Source organism: Stutzerimonas stutzeri (assembly GCF_002909485.1).
GTDB lineage: Bacteria > Pseudomonadota > Gammaproteobacteria > Pseudomonadales > Pseudomonadaceae > Stutzerimonas > Stutzerimonas stutzeri_AH.
In genome coordinates this window covers 661590-678183 of sequence record NZ_PPXG01000001.1, presented here as the reverse complement: position 1 = coordinate 678183, position 16594 = coordinate 661590, and the positions used below count along the sequence as shown (strand labels likewise).

At 63.8% G+C, this 16594-nt stretch carries 15 protein-coding genes; 7 read left to right on the top strand and 8 right to left on the bottom strand.

The window, feature by feature from the left end:
- Nucleotide 1: 1 nt before the first annotated feature.
- From CXK91_RS02915 to CXK91_RS02905, 3 genes are all read right to left on the bottom strand, one after another.
- Nucleotides 2–982 carry a TAXI family TRAP transporter solute-binding subunit gene (locus tag CXK91_RS02915; protein ID WP_103454880.1) on the bottom strand — a complete coding sequence of 327 codons (981 nt, stop codon included), beginning with the start codon at nucleotides 980–982 and terminating at the stop codon, nucleotides 2–4.
- Nucleotides 983–1057: 75 nt separating this feature from the next.
- Nucleotides 1058–1411 (bottom strand): RidA family protein, encoded by a 354-nt coding sequence (locus CXK91_RS02910; RefSeq protein ID WP_103454879.1) that lies wholly within the window; start codon nucleotides 1409–1411, stop codon nucleotides 1058–1060.
- A 21-nt stretch (nucleotides 1412–1432) separates the two neighbouring features.
- The gene (locus tag CXK91_RS02905; RefSeq protein ID WP_103454878.1) at nucleotides 1433–2677 is read right to left on the bottom strand and encodes a D-amino acid dehydrogenase; all 1245 of its coding nucleotides are present in this window, start codon (nucleotides 2675–2677) and stop codon (nucleotides 1433–1435) included.
- A gap of 121 nt (nucleotides 2678–2798) precedes the next feature.
- Here CXK91_RS02905 and CXK91_RS02900 point away from each other — a divergent pair, with 121 nt between their 5' ends.
- Both CXK91_RS02900 and zapE read left to right on the top strand, forming a co-directional pair.
- Nucleotides 2799–3707 carry a LysR family transcriptional regulator gene (locus tag CXK91_RS02900; protein ID WP_103454877.1) on the top strand — a complete coding sequence of 303 codons (909 nt, stop codon included), beginning with the start codon at nucleotides 2799–2801 and terminating at the stop codon, nucleotides 3705–3707.
- Between the two features lie 51 nt (nucleotides 3708–3758).
- Nucleotides 3759–4868: a cell division protein ZapE gene (zapE, locus tag CXK91_RS02895; RefSeq protein ID WP_103454876.1), complete on the top strand. Its 1110-nt coding sequence runs from the start codon at nucleotides 3759–3761 to the stop codon at nucleotides 4866–4868.
- 8 nt (nucleotides 4869–4876) lie between these two features.
- Here zapE and CXK91_RS02890 read toward each other — a convergent pair whose 3' ends face one another.
- Nucleotides 4877–5155: a peptidylprolyl isomerase gene (locus tag CXK91_RS02890; RefSeq protein WP_103454875.1), complete on the bottom strand. Its 279-nt coding sequence runs from the start codon at nucleotides 5153–5155 to the stop codon at nucleotides 4877–4879.
- Between the two features lie 177 nt (nucleotides 5156–5332).
- Between CXK91_RS02890 and CXK91_RS02885 the strand changes: the two genes are divergently transcribed.
- From CXK91_RS02885 to CXK91_RS02870, 4 genes are all read left to right on the top strand, one after another.
- The gene (locus tag CXK91_RS02885; protein WP_103454874.1) at nucleotides 5333–6463 is read left to right on the top strand and encodes a gluconokinase, GntK/IdnK-type; all 1131 of its coding nucleotides are present in this window, start codon (nucleotides 5333–5335) and stop codon (nucleotides 6461–6463) included.
- A gap of 51 nt (nucleotides 6464–6514) precedes the next feature.
- The gene (locus CXK91_RS02880) at nucleotides 6515–7792 is read left to right on the top strand and encodes a TRAP transporter large permease (RefSeq protein ID WP_014820165.1); all 1278 of its coding nucleotides are present in this window, start codon (nucleotides 6515–6517) and stop codon (nucleotides 7790–7792) included.
- Nucleotides 7793–7855: 63 nt separating this feature from the next.
- Entirely contained in the window at nucleotides 7856–8872 is a 1017-nt protein-coding gene (locus tag CXK91_RS02875) for a TRAP transporter substrate-binding protein (protein WP_103454873.1), read from the top strand.
- A gap of 56 nt (nucleotides 8873–8928) precedes the next feature.
- Nucleotides 8929–9948 (top strand): LacI family DNA-binding transcriptional regulator, encoded by a 1020-nt coding sequence (locus CXK91_RS02870; protein WP_103454872.1) that lies wholly within the window; start codon nucleotides 8929–8931, stop codon nucleotides 9946–9948.
- 24 nt (nucleotides 9949–9972) lie between these two features.
- Here the strand turns inward: CXK91_RS02870 and CXK91_RS02865 are convergent, their stop codons facing one another.
- Complete coding sequence (locus CXK91_RS02865) at nucleotides 9973–10884, bottom strand: LysR family transcriptional regulator (protein WP_015276945.1); 912 nt, start codon at nucleotides 10882–10884, stop codon at nucleotides 9973–9975.
- A 146-nt stretch (nucleotides 10885–11030) separates the two neighbouring features.
- Between CXK91_RS02865 and CXK91_RS02860 the strand changes: the two genes are divergently transcribed.
- The gene (locus tag CXK91_RS02860) at nucleotides 11031–12257 is read left to right on the top strand and encodes an acyl-CoA dehydrogenase (protein ID WP_103454871.1); all 1227 of its coding nucleotides are present in this window, start codon (nucleotides 11031–11033) and stop codon (nucleotides 12255–12257) included.
- Nucleotides 12258–12352: 95 nt separating this feature from the next.
- On the opposite strand, the gene xylB is transcribed toward CXK91_RS02860, so the two are convergent.
- From xylB to CXK91_RS02845, 3 genes are all read right to left on the bottom strand, one after another.
- Complete coding sequence (gene xylB / locus CXK91_RS02855) at nucleotides 12353–13876, bottom strand: xylulokinase (RefSeq protein WP_103454870.1); 1524 nt, start codon at nucleotides 13874–13876, stop codon at nucleotides 12353–12355.
- An 11-nt stretch (nucleotides 13877–13887) separates the two neighbouring features.
- The gene (locus CXK91_RS02850; protein ID WP_103454869.1) at nucleotides 13888–15366 is read right to left on the bottom strand and encodes a mannitol dehydrogenase family protein; all 1479 of its coding nucleotides are present in this window, start codon (nucleotides 15364–15366) and stop codon (nucleotides 13888–13890) included.
- Between the two features lie 106 nt (nucleotides 15367–15472).
- On the bottom strand, nucleotides 15473–16576 hold the full coding sequence (locus CXK91_RS02845) for an ABC transporter ATP-binding protein (RefSeq protein ID WP_103454868.1): 1104 nt from the start codon (nucleotides 16574–16576) through the stop codon (nucleotides 15473–15475).
- Nucleotides 16577–16594: the final 18 nt, after the last annotated feature.

The window sequence follows — 16594 nt, the reverse complement described above, 5'->3', positions numbered from 1 at the left end:
CCTACAGCCAACCCTTCTCCTTGTAATAACGCTCGGCGCCCTCGTGCAGCGGCGCAGTCAGCCCAACGCGAATCATGTCCTCGGCTTTAAGATCGGCGAATGCCGGATGCAGGCGCTTGAACCTGTCGAGGTTGTCGAACACCGACTTGACCAGCTGATAGACGATCTCCGGATCGGTCTTGCTGGTGGTCGCCAGTACTGCCTTGCCGCCAATCGACGGAATGGCGCCGTCCACTCCTGGGTAGAGGCCGGCGGGGATTTCCACTGCGCTGTAGTAATCGGCCTTGGCGAGCAAACTGTCGATCTCGGCGCCCTGCACCGGAATGATCCTGGCCTTCACATTGGTCAACGCTTCCTGAATCGCACCGCTCGGATGGCCGACCACATAGGTGATGGCGTCCAGGTTGTTGTCACCCAGCGCTGAGGCCATCTCCGCCGGTTTTAGCTCGGCGGCCAGAGAAAAGCTGGCGTTGGTCCAGCCCTTCGCCTGCATGACCTCCTCGAAGGTGTCGCGACTGCCCGAGCCGGGCACGCCGATGTTCACCCGCTTGCCTTTGAGTCCAGCCAGATCGGTGATGCCGCTGTCGTTGCGAACGACCACGGTGAGAATCTCCGACTGCAGTGAGAACACGGCGCGCAGTTCGACGGCGCCGTCCTTGTCGAAGGGCGCCAGACCCTGCAGCGCCTTGTGCTGGTGGTCCGACTGGATGAAGCCGAAGTCGTACTCGCCTTTGTGCAACGACACGATGTTGGTCACGCTGCCTGCGGTCGAGGGTGCGTTGCATTTGATGGCGGGCTTCACCTCGGCACGATTGAGGAAGCGGCACACCGACTGGCCGGCAGTGTAGTACACGCCGGTCTGCCCGCCGGTGCCGATGGTGACGAAGCGTTCCTGCGCCAACACGCTGGTGCTTGCCAAGGCGGCGGCGAGGACGCCCGCCAGGGTGATGCCGAACAGGCCGTTACGGATCTGGTGGTTCATTGCGGTTCCCTCTTGTTTGTATTTTGGGTGGTTGCAACTGTGGTTGGCCGGCGCAGGAACGATAGACCGCTGTGGTCAGGCGCGCGCAGCGATCACCATGATCTCGACCAGCACCTCGGGGGAGGCCAGGCGCGCCTGTACCGTCGCCCGTGCCGGTGCGCAGCCTGCTGGCAGCCAGTCGCTCCAGGCCTCGTTCATGGTGGCGAAGTCGGCGTCGATGTCCTTCAGCCAAATCTGCGCGCTGAGCAGGTTTTCGCGACTGGAGCCGGCGGCGGCCAGCAGCCGGTCGATCTTCGCCAGCACCTCGCGGCTCTGTCCTGCGGCATCCAGGCTGCGGTCGTCCGGCACCTGGCCGGCGAGGAACACAAGGTCGCTATGAATGACTGCAGCGGACATGCGTGGATTATTTTCGATGCGTTGCAAGGGCATATTGGTTTCCTCTTTTAGTGTTCAGGCGGACAGGCTCAAGCCGTCCAGAGAAACAGCAGGTGGCGAGCCGTCGATTACGCTGGCGAGCAGGTCGGCGCTACCGCAGGCGAGGGTGAAGCCGAGGCTGCCGTGGCCGACGTTGAGCCAGAGATTGTCGAATCCGCTGCGGCCAATCAGCGGCGTACCTTGAGGCGTGGCCGGGCGCAGGCCTGCCCATTGCCGCGCACGTTGGTAGTCGCCGGCGCCTGGGAAGGTGGCACCAGCCAGACGCTGCAGTGTCGCGATGCGCTCCTGGTCGAGGTCAGCATCCCAGCCGGCGATATCCACCATCGCCGCCACGCGCAACTGGTCATCGAGGCGGGCGTAGACGACCTTATTGTCGTAATCGGTGACGTTGGTTTGCGGCACGCGGTCCTGGTCGGCCAGCGCAACGGTCAGGCTGTAGCCCTTTAGCGGGTAGATTGGCAGGTCGATGCCCAACGGTTTAAGTAGCGCGACGCTGCCGGTGCCGGCAGCCACTACCAGATGGTCAATTACGATTTCATCCCGCTCGAACGCTACCGCGCGAACTCGCTTGCCTTCGGTGCGCAATGCGCTCACCGATTGCCCGGTATGCAGATGAAACGCAGGTGATGCCCGCAGTCGCCGCAGCAGTTCGGTGCATAACAGGTGGCAGTCAGCAACCTCATCGTCGGGCGAATAGATGCCGCCTTGCAGCGATGCCGCCAATGGCGCCAATGCCGGCTCGATGTCGATGCACTGTGCAACGTCCAACAGCATCTGGCCGGAATCGTTGTCGATGGCCGCCGCGCCCTTGTGCAGGCTGTGCCGATCGCGATAGATCACCAGCTTGCCGTTGGCGCGCCAGGCGAAGCCGTCCAGATGATCCTGCTCGCGCCAGCTGCGCAGGATCTGCTGACTGTGCAGGGCCAGACGCAGCAGGTGAGCCGCGTTGCGCCGATTGACCGACCGCCGGCATGCCAGCAGGAACTGCAGACACCAACGCCACTGATGCAGGCTCGCCTGGGGCCTGAAGCGCAGCGGGGCATCCGGCCCGCGCAGCATCCAACCGAGTGCCTGCAGCGGCACGCCGGCATCGGCCAGCGGTGACACATAGCGGTAGCTGAGCTGCCCTCCGTTGGCGAAGCTGGTTTCCAGCGCGACGTCGTCGCACCGTTCGATCAGCTCCACGCTGTGTCCCTGACGCACCAATGAATAGGCGGTGGCAAGCCCGATAACGCCTGCGCCGATGACTGCTATCCGCATGCAACTGCTCCTCAGACTTGATCAGCGCAGCCTAGGACGTGGGCCAGCGGGGCGGCCAATGAAAGGATGGAGCGTTCCCATAACCTGCGGTTATGCTCGATGACCAGAAGGAGGGCAGTGCATGCGGCTGCGTCATATCGAACTGTTCCAGGCGATTCTGCAAACCGGCAGCCTGACCGCCGCCGCCGAGTTGCTGCATATCTCCCAGCCGGCGGCGAGCAAGATTCTCAAGCATGCCGAGCAGCAACTGGGCTTTGCGCTGTTCGACCGGGTGCGCGGCAAGCTGCAGCCCACCGCCGAGGCGCGGGTACTGCAGCAGCAGACCGAACGCCTTGCCATCGACCTGCAGAATCTGCGGCGGCTTGCAGACAGCCTCGGCCGGGGCGAGGAGTGCGCATTGCGCCTGATCTGCACGCCGGCGCTGGCTCAGGCGCTGCTGCCACAGGCGTTGCGCGCCTGGCGCGAGCGATTTCCACGGACGGTCTGTCAGCTCGCCACGCAGCACACTGCGGAAATCGTCGAAGCCCTGTTGCTGCGTGAAGCCGATCTCGGGCTGACGTCACAGGCGGTAGAGCATCCGGGACTCAGCAGCCGGTTGTTGGCCGAGGGCCGCATGCGCGCGATCGCGCCGCCTGGCTGGTGGCAGCCGGACGAACTGAGCAGTCCGGTGCGGCTGCAGGCGTTGGCGGGCAACGCGCTGATCGGCATCGATGCCCGCGATGCGCTGGGCAGCCTGTTGCGCGGCCACATCGAAGAGCTCGATCCACCGCCGCGCGTCGTTACCTGGGTGCAGACCTACCAGCTGGCGCGACAGCTGGTGTCGTCGGGACAGGGCGTGGCGCTGGTCGACCCGTTCACTGCGCTGGCGGCTACTGGCGGCGAGGTGCAGACCCGCTTGCTCGAGCCGGCGATCAATGTGCCGGTCTATGCGCTGACCCGTGTCCATGAGCAGCTGCTACCAGCCCAGGCCATACTGCTCGAGCAGCTCGGCGCCCAGGCCAAGCAACTGCTGCAGGGCGGACACGACTGAGCGCCCCAGCGCGGGCGTGCGCTACCATGGCGGCTTTTGCGCCGGACGACCATGCACGCCGACTCACCCCTTGAACGCTATCAGCAGGCCATTGCGCAAAACGGTTTCGTGCCCGATGCGGCTCAGCAGCGGGCCGTTGCGCGGCTCCAGGCCTGCCATGAGGCATTGATTTCAGGTGCGCAACTGCCGCTTGGCGTTTATCTGTGGGGGCCGGTCGGGCGTGGCAAGACCTGGCTGATGGATCTGTTTCACGCAAGTCTGGCCGTTCCGTCACGGCGGCAGCATTTCCACCATTTCATGCGCTGGGTACACATCCGACTGTTCCAGCTCAACGGCACGGCGGACCCGTTGCAAGCGTTGGCCAAAGAGCTCTCGGAAGAGATTCGCGTGCTCTGCTTCGACGAGCTGTTCGTCGGTGACATCGGTGACGCAATCATCCTGGGACGCCTGTTCCAGGTGCTCTTCGAGCACGACGTGGTGATCGTCGCTACCTCCAACCAGCCGCCAGAGCAGCTGTACGCCGACGGCTTCAATCGCGAGCGTTTTCTGCCGGCCATCGATGCCATTGTGCAACACATGCATGTGGTGGATGTGGATGGTGGCGCCGATCACCGCCTGCGTCCCGGCGCTGCGCTGCAGCGCTACTGGATCGCCCCGTTCGACGGCGCCACTGCGTTAGCCGCGACGTTCGAGGCGCTGGCCGATGGAGCGGTCAGCACCGAGCCTTTGGTCCTCAGCCGCCGCCAGCTCGACGCCGTGCGGCGTAGCGAATCGGTGCTCTGGTGCCGCTTCGCCGATCTCTGCGAGCAGCCGTTTTCGGCGCTGGACTTCATCGAGCTGTGCGACCGTTTCACGGCGATTCTGATTGGCGACGTACCGAGGCTGGGCGGCACGCAGCGCGATGGGCGCATTGCCCGCGGCACCGAGGATGGAGCCGCGCGGGTGGCGGCGGGTGACCGCCAACTGCCCAGACTCGCCGCGCGGGATGATGCCGTGCGCCGCTTCATCGCGCTGGTGGACGAGTGCTACGACCGGCGGATTCCTCTCTATATCGAAGCCGAGGTGGCACTGGACGAGCTGTATACCGAGGGCTATCTGGCATTCCCGTTCCGCCGCACGCTCAGTCGCCTGCGGGAAATGCAGCTGCAACGCTTTGGCTAAGCGCCAGCTCAGTCGCGGTAGAACACCTGCACCAGGTGATAGCCGAACTGGCTCTTTATCGGCCCGTGCACTTCGCGCAGCGGCTTCTTGAAGATCACCTGATCGATGCTGCGCACCATCTGTCCGGGGCGAACTTCGCCTAAATCGCCGCCTTTCTTGCCGGACGGGCAGGTCGAGAACTTGCGTGCCAGCACGTCGAATGCCTCTCCACTGGTCAGGCGCTTTTTCAGCTGCGCGGCTTCGGCCTCGGTCTTGACCAGAATGTGGCGGCACATGGCTTTGGGCATGTTCGGTGTCCTCGATTGCACAGGGGCGCGATTGTAGTCGTGCCGCCGCGAATGTCGACCGGTGATACCGCTTCGACGCAGCCGCTTCGTCGGCATGTGGTCGACGAGCGGTAGTTTTATCGTTGGATGTGATAGCGCTAACATCCGCCCAAACAAGCAAAACAATGGATTCCTCGTATGCCTTCAGTGCATCCCTCAAAGGCTTCCGCGCTTCCGATTCTCGTCGTCATGGGCGTCAGCGGTTCCGGCAAGACGGACACCAGTCACGCCGTCGCCGACGCGCTCGGCCTGCCGCACATCGAAGCGGACAACTTTCACCCGGCAGAGAACGTGGCGCGCATGCGTGCCGGCACGCCGCTGTCCGACGCCGATCGCGTGGAGTGGCTGCACGCGCTGATCGCCGAAATGCAGCGCACCCTAGCGGCGGGCAGCGGCTTCGTGCTGGCTTGCTCGGCGCTCAAGCGCAGCTACCGGGAGTTGCTGCGCAGTGCGGTTCCGGAGCTGCGGTTCGCCCATCTGGCCATCGATTACGAAACCGCGGTGCAGCGCGTTGGTGGCCGCGCCGGGCATTTCATGCCGATTTCCCTGGTCGACAGCCAGTTCGCTACTCTCGAGTCTCCCGAGGGTGAACCCGGCGTATTGACGGTGGATGCCAGCCAACCGCGCGAAGTCGTCTTGCGCCACATCGTCGATTGGATGCAGGGCGCCGGTCTGGATGAGCTGATCGAAACCCGGGTCGATCTTTCTTCGCGCTCGTTTGATAGCGCTACCACAGCGCCGCCACTGACCAACGAGCCGATCTACAGCGGCACGGTCGCGCAACACTTCGACCGCCTGACCGACTGGCTGATGGCCGCGCTGATGGCCTTCATGGTCGTCGTGGTGTTCTCCAGCGTGGTGCTGCGTTACGCCTTCGGCACCGGTTGGACGGGCGCCGAGGAGCTGTCGCGGTTGGCATTCGTCTGGCTGGTGTTTGTCGGTGTCGCTTCGAGCATGCGCCGCGGCGAGCTGATGAGCTTCTCCATGTTGCGCGACCGTTTCCCGCGGCTGTTCCGCCGCGTCGTCGACTCCATCAGCTGGCTGCTGGTGGCAGCTGCGAGCTGCCTGGCGGCCTGGGGCGGTTGGAACCAGATGCAATTCGGCTGGACCATCAACAGCCCGGTGGTCGGTTATCCGCTGGGCCTGGCGATGTTGCCCGTGGCCGCCAGCATGGTGGCGCTGGCGGTGCTGGCGCTGCTGCAGCTGGTCAACGTCTGGCGGCGCGATCAGCCATCGGCCAGCGCCGCTGCGAATGTCACCGCGGACTGAGGCGACGCCGCATTCAGAACAATACGGGCACTGCCCAACCGAGGACCTTGTATGACCGTCGTCGTCTTCCTTTCATCGCTGCTGGGCTTCATGACCCTTGGCATGCCCATCGCCTTCGCGCTGCTGCTCACCGGCTCGGTGCTGATGTGGTACCTGGATTTCTGGGACGTGCAGCTGCTGGCTCAAAACCTTCAGGCCGGTGCCGACAGCTTTCCGCTGCTGGCCGTGCCGTTCTTCATACTTGCCGGCGAACTGATGAACGCCGGAGGCATCTCGCGGCGAATCATCGCCATGGCGCAGGCCTATTTCGGCCACAAGCGCGGCGGCCTGGGCTACGTGGCGATTGCCGCCTCGGTGCTTCTGGCGAGCATGTCCGGCTCCGCCCTGGCTGATACCGCCGCGCTGGCAACGTTGCTGCTACCGATGATGCGCGAGCGCGGATACCCGCTGAGTTCGTCGTCGGGCCTGGTGGCGGCGGGTGGGATCATCGCGCCGATCATTCCGCCGTCGATGCCGTTCGTGATCTACGGCGTGGTGACCGGCACTTCGATCAGCCAGCTGTTTCTCGCCGGCATGGTGCCGGGGCTGATCATGGGCATGGGCTTGATCGTTGCCTGGACACTGATCGCCCGGCGGATCGACGAACCGAAACAGGAAAAGGCCAGCGCCGCCGAACGCCGTCGGGTCCTGGTCGACGGTGCAGCCGCGCTGATGCTGCCGGTGATCATCGTCGGCGGGCTGCGTGGCGGCCTGTTCACCCCGACCGAAGCGGCGGTGGTCGCCGCCGTCTACGCCCTGGCCGTTTCGACCCTGCTGTATCGCGAGCTGAACTGGGCCGGGCTGGTCGAGGTGCTGACCCGTGCCAGCCGCACCACGGCCTCGGTGATGTTCCTCTGCGCCGCCGCAACCGTGTCGGCGTACATGATCACCCTGGCGCAGCTGCCCGACGAGATCGCGGCAATGCTCGGCCCGCTGGCGCAGGACCCGAAACTGCTGATGGTCGCCATCATGCTGCTGATGATCGCCGTCGGCATGGTGCTGGACCTGACGCCGACCATCCTGATCCTCGGCCCGGTGCTGGCGCCGATCGCGATCAAGGCCGGCATCGACCCGGTGTACTTCGGCGTGATGTTCGTGCTGATCGGCTCCATCGGACTTATCACACCGCCGGTGGGCACCGTGCTCAACGTGGTCGGCGGTATCGGCCGATTGCGCATGGAAACCCTGGTGCGCGGCGTGATGCCGTTCTTCCTTATCTATCTGGTGATCGTCGGGCTGCTCATCGCCGTGCCTTCGATCATCACCGTGCCCCTGGCCTGGCTGCGGTAGCGCCGGCCGTGCAACCCCAGCGTCAAACAACCCAACGTCCAACAACAAGAAAGGTACCGCGACATGAAACGATTTCTCATCAGCACCCTGGCTGCCGCCTTGCTCGGTAGCACACTCAGCCTCGGTCACGCTCAGGCCGCGGACGACATTCGTCCGCGCATGATCCGCTTCGGCTATGGGCTCAACGAGGACAGCAACCAGGGCAGGGCGGCCAAGCTTCTGGCCGAGGAAGTGGCCAAGGCCTCGGGTGGCAAACTCAAGATGCGTACCTTCGCCTCCGCCAGCCTCGGTTCGGATGATCAGATGCAGAACGCATTGATCGGCGGCGCCCAGGAAATGATGGTGGGCTCGACCGCGACGCTGGTCGGCATCAGCAAGGAGATGGCGGTGTGGGATACGCCATTCCTGTTCACCGATGCGAATCAGGCCGATCAGGTACTAGACGGCCCGGTAGGCAGGCAGGTGATGGACAAACTCGAGGAAAAGGGGCTGGTCGGATTGGTGTACTGGGAGAACGGTTTTCGCAACGTGACCAATAGCGCCCGCCCGATCGAAAAGTACGAGGACTTCAGTGGCATCAAGCTGCGCGTGATGCCCAATCCGGTGTTCATCGACACCTTCAAGCGCATGGGCGCCAACGCGGTGCCGCTGCCGTTTTCCGAGCTGTTCACGGCGCTGGAAACCAAGGCGGTGGACGGCCAGGAAAACCCGTTCAATACCATCCTCTCATCCAAGTTCTATGAGGTGCAGAAGTACCTGAGTGTGACCAACCATGTTTACAGCCCCTGGATCGTCACGGTTTCCAAGCGCTGGTGGGATGGGCTGTCTGCGACCGAGCAGGACATCCTCATGGAAGCCGCGGAAAAGGCGCGCGACGCCGAGCGCGAGGACACCCGTCGCGAAGCCAGCCAGGCATTGGCGACGTTGAAAGAGCGCGGCATGCAGATCAACGAGGTCAGTGCCGATGAGATCCAGCGCATGCGCGAGAAGGCGCAGCCCGCGATCCAGACGGTGATCGACGCGGTCGGCCAGGAGCTGTTCGACCAAGTCCAGGCCGAAGTGGAAAAGGCGTCCCAGTAGGGCGCTGCCTTCCATACCACTGATAGAATTCGCCGCCTTCAGATGCTGGATTGATCATGACCACACGCCGCAGACGCTCTGCCGAGCGCGTAACCCTGTCCGATGTTGCGCGCAGTGCCGGCTGCTCGCTGATGTCGGCTTCGCGCGCGCTGTCGCAACCGGATCTCGTTTCTGATGCATTGCGTGAGCGTGTCGAGCAGGCAGTCAAGGCACTCGGCTACGTGCCGCATCCGGCGGCGCGCAGCCTGGCGAGTTCGCGTTCCAATCTGGTCGCGGTGATCATTCCTTCGTTGTCCAACGCGGTGTTCGTCGACACGGTCGAGGCCATCCAGCGGGTGCTGATGCCGGCGGGCTACGAGATGATGATCGGCGTCAGCCACTACCGGCCCGAAGAGGACGAGCGATTGCTGCGCGCCTATCTGGCGCATCAGCCGGCCGGGTTGCTGATCACCGGTTTCGAGCGCAGCGACGCCGCGCGTGCAGTGCTGGCCAACTACATCGCACCGATGGTCACGCTGATGGAGCTGAGCGAGCGGCCGGATGACTATTGTGTCGGCTTCTCGCAACTGGAAGCTGGCGTCGCCATGACTCGCACCTTGCTCGAGCGCGGTTACCGCCACGTCGCATTCGCCGCCGCTCAGCTGGACCCGCGTACCTTGCAGCGAGCCGAAGGCTATCGCCAGGTGATGCGTCAGGCCGGGCGCTATGAGCCAACACTGGAGTTGCTGACGCCGCAGCTGTCGTCCATCGGTCTTGGCGCAGAGCTGCTGGACCGGCTGCTGGCGCAGCATCCGCAGATCGACGCGGTGTTCTTCAACAACGACGACCTGGCTCTCGGCGCCTTGTTTCGCGCGCATCAGCTGGGGCTGGATGTGCCGGGGCGGCTGGCGATCGCCGGCTTCAACGACCTGCCGGCTGCGGCATGGATGCGGCCGGCGCTGAGCACAGTGCGCACCCGCCGCGGTGAGATCGGCGAGCTGGCGGCGCAGATGCTGCTGAGTCTGATGCGTGGTCAGCAGCCTGCCGAGCGCTGTGTTGACGTGGGCTTTGAGGTAGTGATGCGCGACAGCGCCTGAGGCGGGCTTTCACCCGCCAGGGCTTCAGAGGTCCTGTTGCGCGGTTACCTGTTGGGCGATCTCGATCATCTGCTCGCGCATCCAGCGGTTGGCCGGATCCTGATCGGTGCTTTCATGCCAATAGATGTGGGTTTCCAGAGGTTGGATATCCACCGGCAGGTCCACCTGATGCAGGTTATGCCGACGGGCGAAGCGCTCGGGGACGGTCACGGCCATGTCGGTCTGGTCGATCACCTGGGTCGCCATCAGGTAGTGCTGTGAGCGCAGGGCAATCTTGCGCTGCAGGCCCATCTTGCCGAGCGCCAGGTCCACCAGACCGAGGCCGCTGCGGCGGCTGGAAATATGGATGTGCGACAGCGACAGGTATTGCTCCAGGGTCAGCTTGTCCTTGGCCAACGGGTGGCCGCGGCGCATCGCGCAGATGTAGCGATCCTCCAGCAGCTTGACGTGCCGCACTTGCGGATCGGTGTTGAGCGGCGCATCCATGGCGAAATCCAGGCGGCCAGCGGCCAGTTCCTTGGTGGTTTCGCGGCGCTTGGCCAGCATGCTCTCGATCTTCACGTTTGGCGCCAGCCGGCGCAGGCGCTGGAATAGCGGGGGCAGCATCACCGCCTCGGTGAGGTCGGTCATGCTGATGCGGAAGGTCTTATTCGCCTGCGCCGGGCTGAAGGTCCGGCTTTCCTGCACCGAAACCCGCAGCAGCTGCAGCGCATTACGCACCGGGCCGATGATGTTCTGCGCCATCGGCGTCGGCACCATGCCCTGCGCGGTGCGCACGAACAACGGATCGTTGAAGGTTTCGCGCAGACGGGCGAGGGCGTTAGAAACGGCGGGCTGGGTGATGCCGACGATCTGCCCGGCGCGTGTCAGGTTCGCTTCGGTGTAGATGGCGTCGAAGACGATGAATAGATTCAGATCGACCTTGTTCAGGTTCATTGTTGTGCTCTCCGGCGTGTATCGGAATTCGCCGATCATATATCGGTGATGAATGTTTATACACGAGGAAAATAGCTTAGATAAATCACCAGGCCTCCTCTAGCATTCAAAACTACAAAACATTACCTGCCAGAAGGTTGTCGCCCATGGATTTCGCCTACTCCCCGAAGGTTCAAGAGCTCAGAGAGCGCGTGCAAGCGTTCATGGATGCTCATGTCTATCCCGCCGAAAAGGTGTTCCACCAGCAGGTCGCCGAGGGTGATCGCTGGCAGCCGACCGCCATCGTCGAGGAGCTCAAGGCCAAGGCCAAGGCAGAGGGGCTGTGGAATCTGTTCCTGCCGGAATCGGAACTGGGCGCCGGGCTGACCAACACCGAATACGCGCCGCTGGCGGAAATCATGGGCAGCTCGGGCCTCGGCCCGGAAGCGTTCAACTGCTCGGCGCCGGATACCGGTAACATGGAAGTGCTGGTGCGCTACGGCAGCGAGGCGCAGAAGCGCGAGTGGCTGGAACCGCTGCTGCGCGGCGAAATCCGTTCGGCCTTCGGCATGACCGAGCCGGGTGTGGCCTCGTCCGACGCCACCAATATGGAAGCCCGCGCGGTGCGCGAGGGCGACGAGTGGGTCATCAACGGTCGCAAGTGGTGGACCTCCGGCGCTTGCGATCCGCGCTGTAAGATCATGATCTTCATGGGCCTGACCAACCCGGACGCGCCGCGCCATGCCCAGCACTCGATGATCCTGGTGCCGATGGATACCCCCGGCGTGAAGGTGCTGCGTCCATTGCCCGTTTTCGGCTACGACGATGCACCGCACGGCCACGCCGAGGTGCTGCTGGAAAACGTGCGCGTGCCTTACGAGAACGTCCTGCTCGGCGAAGGCCGCGGCTTCGAGATCGCTCAAGGCCGGCTTGGCCCGGGCCGCATTCACCACTGCATGCGCTCGATTGGTGTCGCCGAGCGCGCCCTCAAGCTGATGTGCGAACGCGCCGTCAGCCGCACCGCCTTCGGCAAGCCGCTGGCTCGCCTGGGTGCCAACTTCGATTACATCGCCGAGTGCCGCATCGAGATCAACATGGCGCGCCTGTTGACGCTCAACGCCGCCTACATGATGGACACCGTTGGCAATAAGATCGCCGCCAGCGAGATCGCGCAGATCAAGGTAGTCGCACCAAACGTCGCGCTGAAGGTCATCGATCGCGCCATTCAGATTCACGGTGGCGCCGGGGTTTCCGAGGACTTCCCGCTGGCGCACTGGTGGGCGATGCAGCGCACGCTGCGCCTGGCCGATGGCCCGGACGAGGTGCATCGGGTAGCCATCGCCCGTCACGAGCTGGGCAAGTACGTGCCGCGGGACGCACTGCGCAGCCGCTGAGGCGTCATCCCAGGCGCGCAGGATCAAAGGCAAAGCCACACGCCGTGGCTTTGCCTTTTTTATGAGCTATTTGCCTATCGACCGAGCGCTGCGCTTCAGGAGGCGACCGGCGTCAGGTCCGGTGGCGTCTGCTGACCGTAGATGCTGGCTACCAGTTGCCGATAACGCCGATAGGCCTGCTCATAGGCCAGAACCGCGGCGGTGTCAGGCGCGACCGCCGTGGTTTCGTTGAGGCTGACGCATCGCTCGCAAAGCTCGATGAGGCTGGCGCGCGGCTGGGTCTGTCTGGCATGACACCACGCAGCCTGGATCGCCCCGCCCAGAGCCCCCGCCTCACTATGGGACGTGCAGACCACCGGCGTGGCCATCAGGTCCGCGACGATCTGCCTCCACTGCGGGTTCTTTGCGCCGCCGCCGATCAGCTGGATTCTTTCGCTGCGAATGCCGCTTTCGCGCAACAGATCCAGCCCATAGCGTAGGCCGAATGTCACGCCTTCAAACACTGCGCGGCAGAGATTGGCGCGGCTCAGGTTGTCGGCGGTGAGGCCGTGCAGGCTGGCGCTGGCCCGGGGCAGAGCGGGGACGCGCTCACCGTTGAGAAAGGGCAGCATGGTGACGCCCTCGCAGCCGATCGGCGCCTGCGCCACCAGTGCGTTGAACGCCTCCAGGTCCAGCCCCAGCAGATCGCGTATCCCTGCGTTGGCATTGGTCAGGTTCATGGTGCAGATCAGCGGCAGCCAACCACCGCTGGACGAGCAGAACGTGGCGACCGCTGGCTGCTGGCTGATTCGCGGTTCTTCAGCAAAAGCGTACAAGGTGCCGGATGTGCCGAGGCTCATGGTGATGGCCCCCGGGCGGATATTACCGGTACCGATGGCGCCCATCATATTGTCGCCGCCGCCGCTCGAAACAATGGCGTCCGGGTTCAGGCCCAGGCGATGCGCCAGCTCCGGACGGAGCCTGCCGACAGCTTCATCAGGAGCGATCAGCTGCGGCAGCGCGGCTTCGAGTCGCCCACTGGCATCGATATGCCGCAATACTTCCAGGTCCCAACGCCGCGTTCGGACGTCGAAGTAACCCGTGCCGGATGAATCGCCGAACTCACTGCAGCAGCGGCCGGTCAGCCAGTAGTTCAGGTAATCGTGGGGCAGGAGGATGTGGGCAATACGCTCGAACAACCGGGGGTGTTGTTCTTTCATCCACAACAGCTTCGATACCGTGTATCCCGGCGCGATGACCACTCCCAGCCGCTCCAGCGAACCGCGTTCACCGCCCAGCCATTGCAGTAGCCGCTGATTTTCCTCGGCGGACTCGGTATCGCACCAGAGCTTGGCGGGTCTTAGAACCTGGCCTTCGCGGTCAAGCGTGACCAGCCCGTGTTGCTGACCAGAAACACCGATCCCGAGCACCTGATCGCCCGTCACCCCGGCTTCGGCGAGCGCCGCCGCAGTCGCCGCTTCGAATGCGGCCGTCCATTGCTCGACGTGCTGTTCGCGGCGGCCGTTTGGGCCACTGATCAACTCGTGACCGGCCGAACCTTGGCCGAGCACCTGTCCGCTGGATGCATCGAGCAGCAGCGCCTTGGTGCCCTGAGTGCCGCAATCGATACCGAGAAACATGGTCTGCTCCGTCAACGGGTAAGCAACAGATCGAGAGTGCCGCTTACGCCTAAGGTGGTGAGGCGCAGCAGGTTGCGCTCGAACGCCTCGCGGAAGGCTGGCGAGCGGCCTATGTGATTGCCAAAGATCTCCTCCCGCCCGAGCAGGCGCTCGGCGAGCCCTTCATCCTCTTCGACCAGCGACTGGCAGAACTCCGCCCGTGGATCGGGGATTCGGTAAGACGTGCCGTTTTCGTCCACGCCGCGCAGATACAGCGCCCAAGCCGCCAGGACCAACGCTGCGCGATCAAGCTCGGCGCCATCAGCGATCAGCCGGTCGATGGTCGGTACGCTGAACTTGGGAAACTTCGACGAGCCGTCGGAACAGACGCGTTCCAGCTGGTCGGCGATGGCGCAATTGGAGAAGCGTTCGATCAGCGTCTGCTTGTACTGGGTGAGGTCGATCCCAGGCACGGGCGCCAGCTGCGGGGTGACGTCCTCGTCCATGTATTGGCGTATGTACTCGACGAACAGCGGGTCGGCCATGGTTTCGTGAACGAAGCGATACCCGCGCAGAAAGCCAAGGTAGGTCAGGGCAAGGTGGCTGCCGTTCAGCAGCTTGATCTTCATTTCTTCGTAGGGCGTGACGTCGTCGGTGAACTGCACGCCGACGTTCTCCCAGGCCGGTCGGCCGGACACGAACTTGTCTTCAAGCACCCACTGAACGAAAGGCTCGCAAACCACCGGCCAGGCATCGTCAATGCCGTGTTGCTGTTTCAGGTCCTTGCGATTGGCAAGGCTGGTCATCGGCGTGATGCGGTCGACCATGGCGTTGGGAAAGCTGACATAGCGCTCGATCCAGCTTGCCAGTTCGACATCGACCAGGCTGGCGAAAGCCAGCGTCGCCTTGCGCGTGACGTCGCCGTTGTGCGGCAGGTTATCGCAGGACATCACCGTGAATGCCGGCACACCCTGTCCGCGGCGTTTGGCCAAGGCTGCGCACAGCAGGCCGAAGACGCTGATCGGGGTTCGAGGATTCTCTACGTCGTGCTGGATATGCGGCAGCTTGGCGTTGAATTCGCCAGTGCCGTCGTCCATGCAATAACCGCCTTCGGTGATGGTCAGCGAAACGATGCGGATCGCCGGATCGGCGAGCCGGGCGACCACCGCTTCGGAGCCGTCCTGGCTCACCAGCAGCATGTCGCGAATGCTGCCCATCACGCGGACCGCGGTATCGGGCCGGTCGTCGAGTTCAACCAGGGTGTAGAGGTAATCCTGCGAGGCGAGGGCGTCGCGCATGGACGATTCGTCGGCGCGCGTGCCAATGCCGCATATGCCCCAGTCGAGCCCTTCGCCAGTGTTCATCAATGCATCGGTGTAGGCCGCCTGGTGGGCGCGATGAAAGCCACCCACGCCGATGTGCGCGATGCCAGCGATGACGTCGTCCAGGGCGTAGGCAGGACGCGCGATGTGCGCCGGCAGCTGTGGCAGATTCTGTCGTTTCAACTTCATGTCAGGCCTCGCTGGGCGTAAGAATGGAAAAGCCGGGGGCCGGATCGCTGCCATTGCGGGCGCAGCGATCTGCCGGTAAATGAATGTCTGGGTAGCGGTGGACGGGTCAGGCCACCTGTTGCAGGGATTGGCCGACCGCCAGGCCGTTGCCGTCGAACAGATGGCAATGGGCCGCGTCCAGGCTCAGCCTCAGCGATTCGCCATAGCGCGGCGTGAAGTCGCCTCGGATACGCATGGTCAAAGGCTCGTTCGCGTGGGTGATGACGTGGCAGTAGGTGTCGCTGCCCAGTCGTTCGCTGACGTCGGCTTTGACTTCCAGCTGGCAATTGCCGTCGGTGCTGCGGTTGAGGTGCTCGGGGCGAATCCCTAGCGTGACGGTGTCGCCCACCGCGAGCGAAGGGCCGCTACGCGGAAGGTACAGACGGCAACCAGCGTCCAGTTCCACCTCGCAACCGGTGGCCTCGACCTGACTGATGCGGCCCTGCATAAAGCCCATCTTGGGTGTGCCGAGAAAGCCGGCTACAAACAGGTTGGCGGGGTTGTGGTAGAGCTCCATGGGTGAACCCACCTGCTCGATGCGCCCGCCATTGAGCACCACCACCTTGTCGGCCAGGGTCATGGCTTCGACCTGATCGTGGGTGACGTAGATCATTGTCGCCTGCAGCTCCTGATGCAGGCGCGACAGCTCCAGGCGCATCTGCACGCGTAGCGCGGCATCGAGGTTCGACAGGGGCTCATCGAACAGGAAGACCTTGGGGTTGCGCACGATAGCGCGGCCAATGGCGACACGCTGGCGCTGGCCACCGGAGAGCTGGCGTGGCTTGCGCTCTAGCAGCGGCTCCAGTTCCAGGGTGCGGGCGGCTGCCTCGATCTTGCGCGCCACTTCCTGTTTGTCCGCACCGGCCAGGTCCAGGGCGAAGGACATGTTCTTGCGCACCGTCATGTGCGGGTACAGCGCGTAGGTCTGGAACACCATGGCCAGGTCGCGCTTGGCCGGGCTGACATCGGTGATGTCGCGCCCGTCCAGTTCGATTCTGCCGCCACTGACTTCTTCGAGTCCGGCGATCAGTCGAAGCAAAGTCGACTTGCCACAGCCGGAGGGACCGACGAAGACCACAAATTCGCGATCGCGAATGTCCAGATCGATGCCCTTGATGATGTCGTTGCCGTCGAAGCTTTTCTTCAGGTTATGGACTTTAAGATCTGCCATGTTCGGAATCCTTTTATT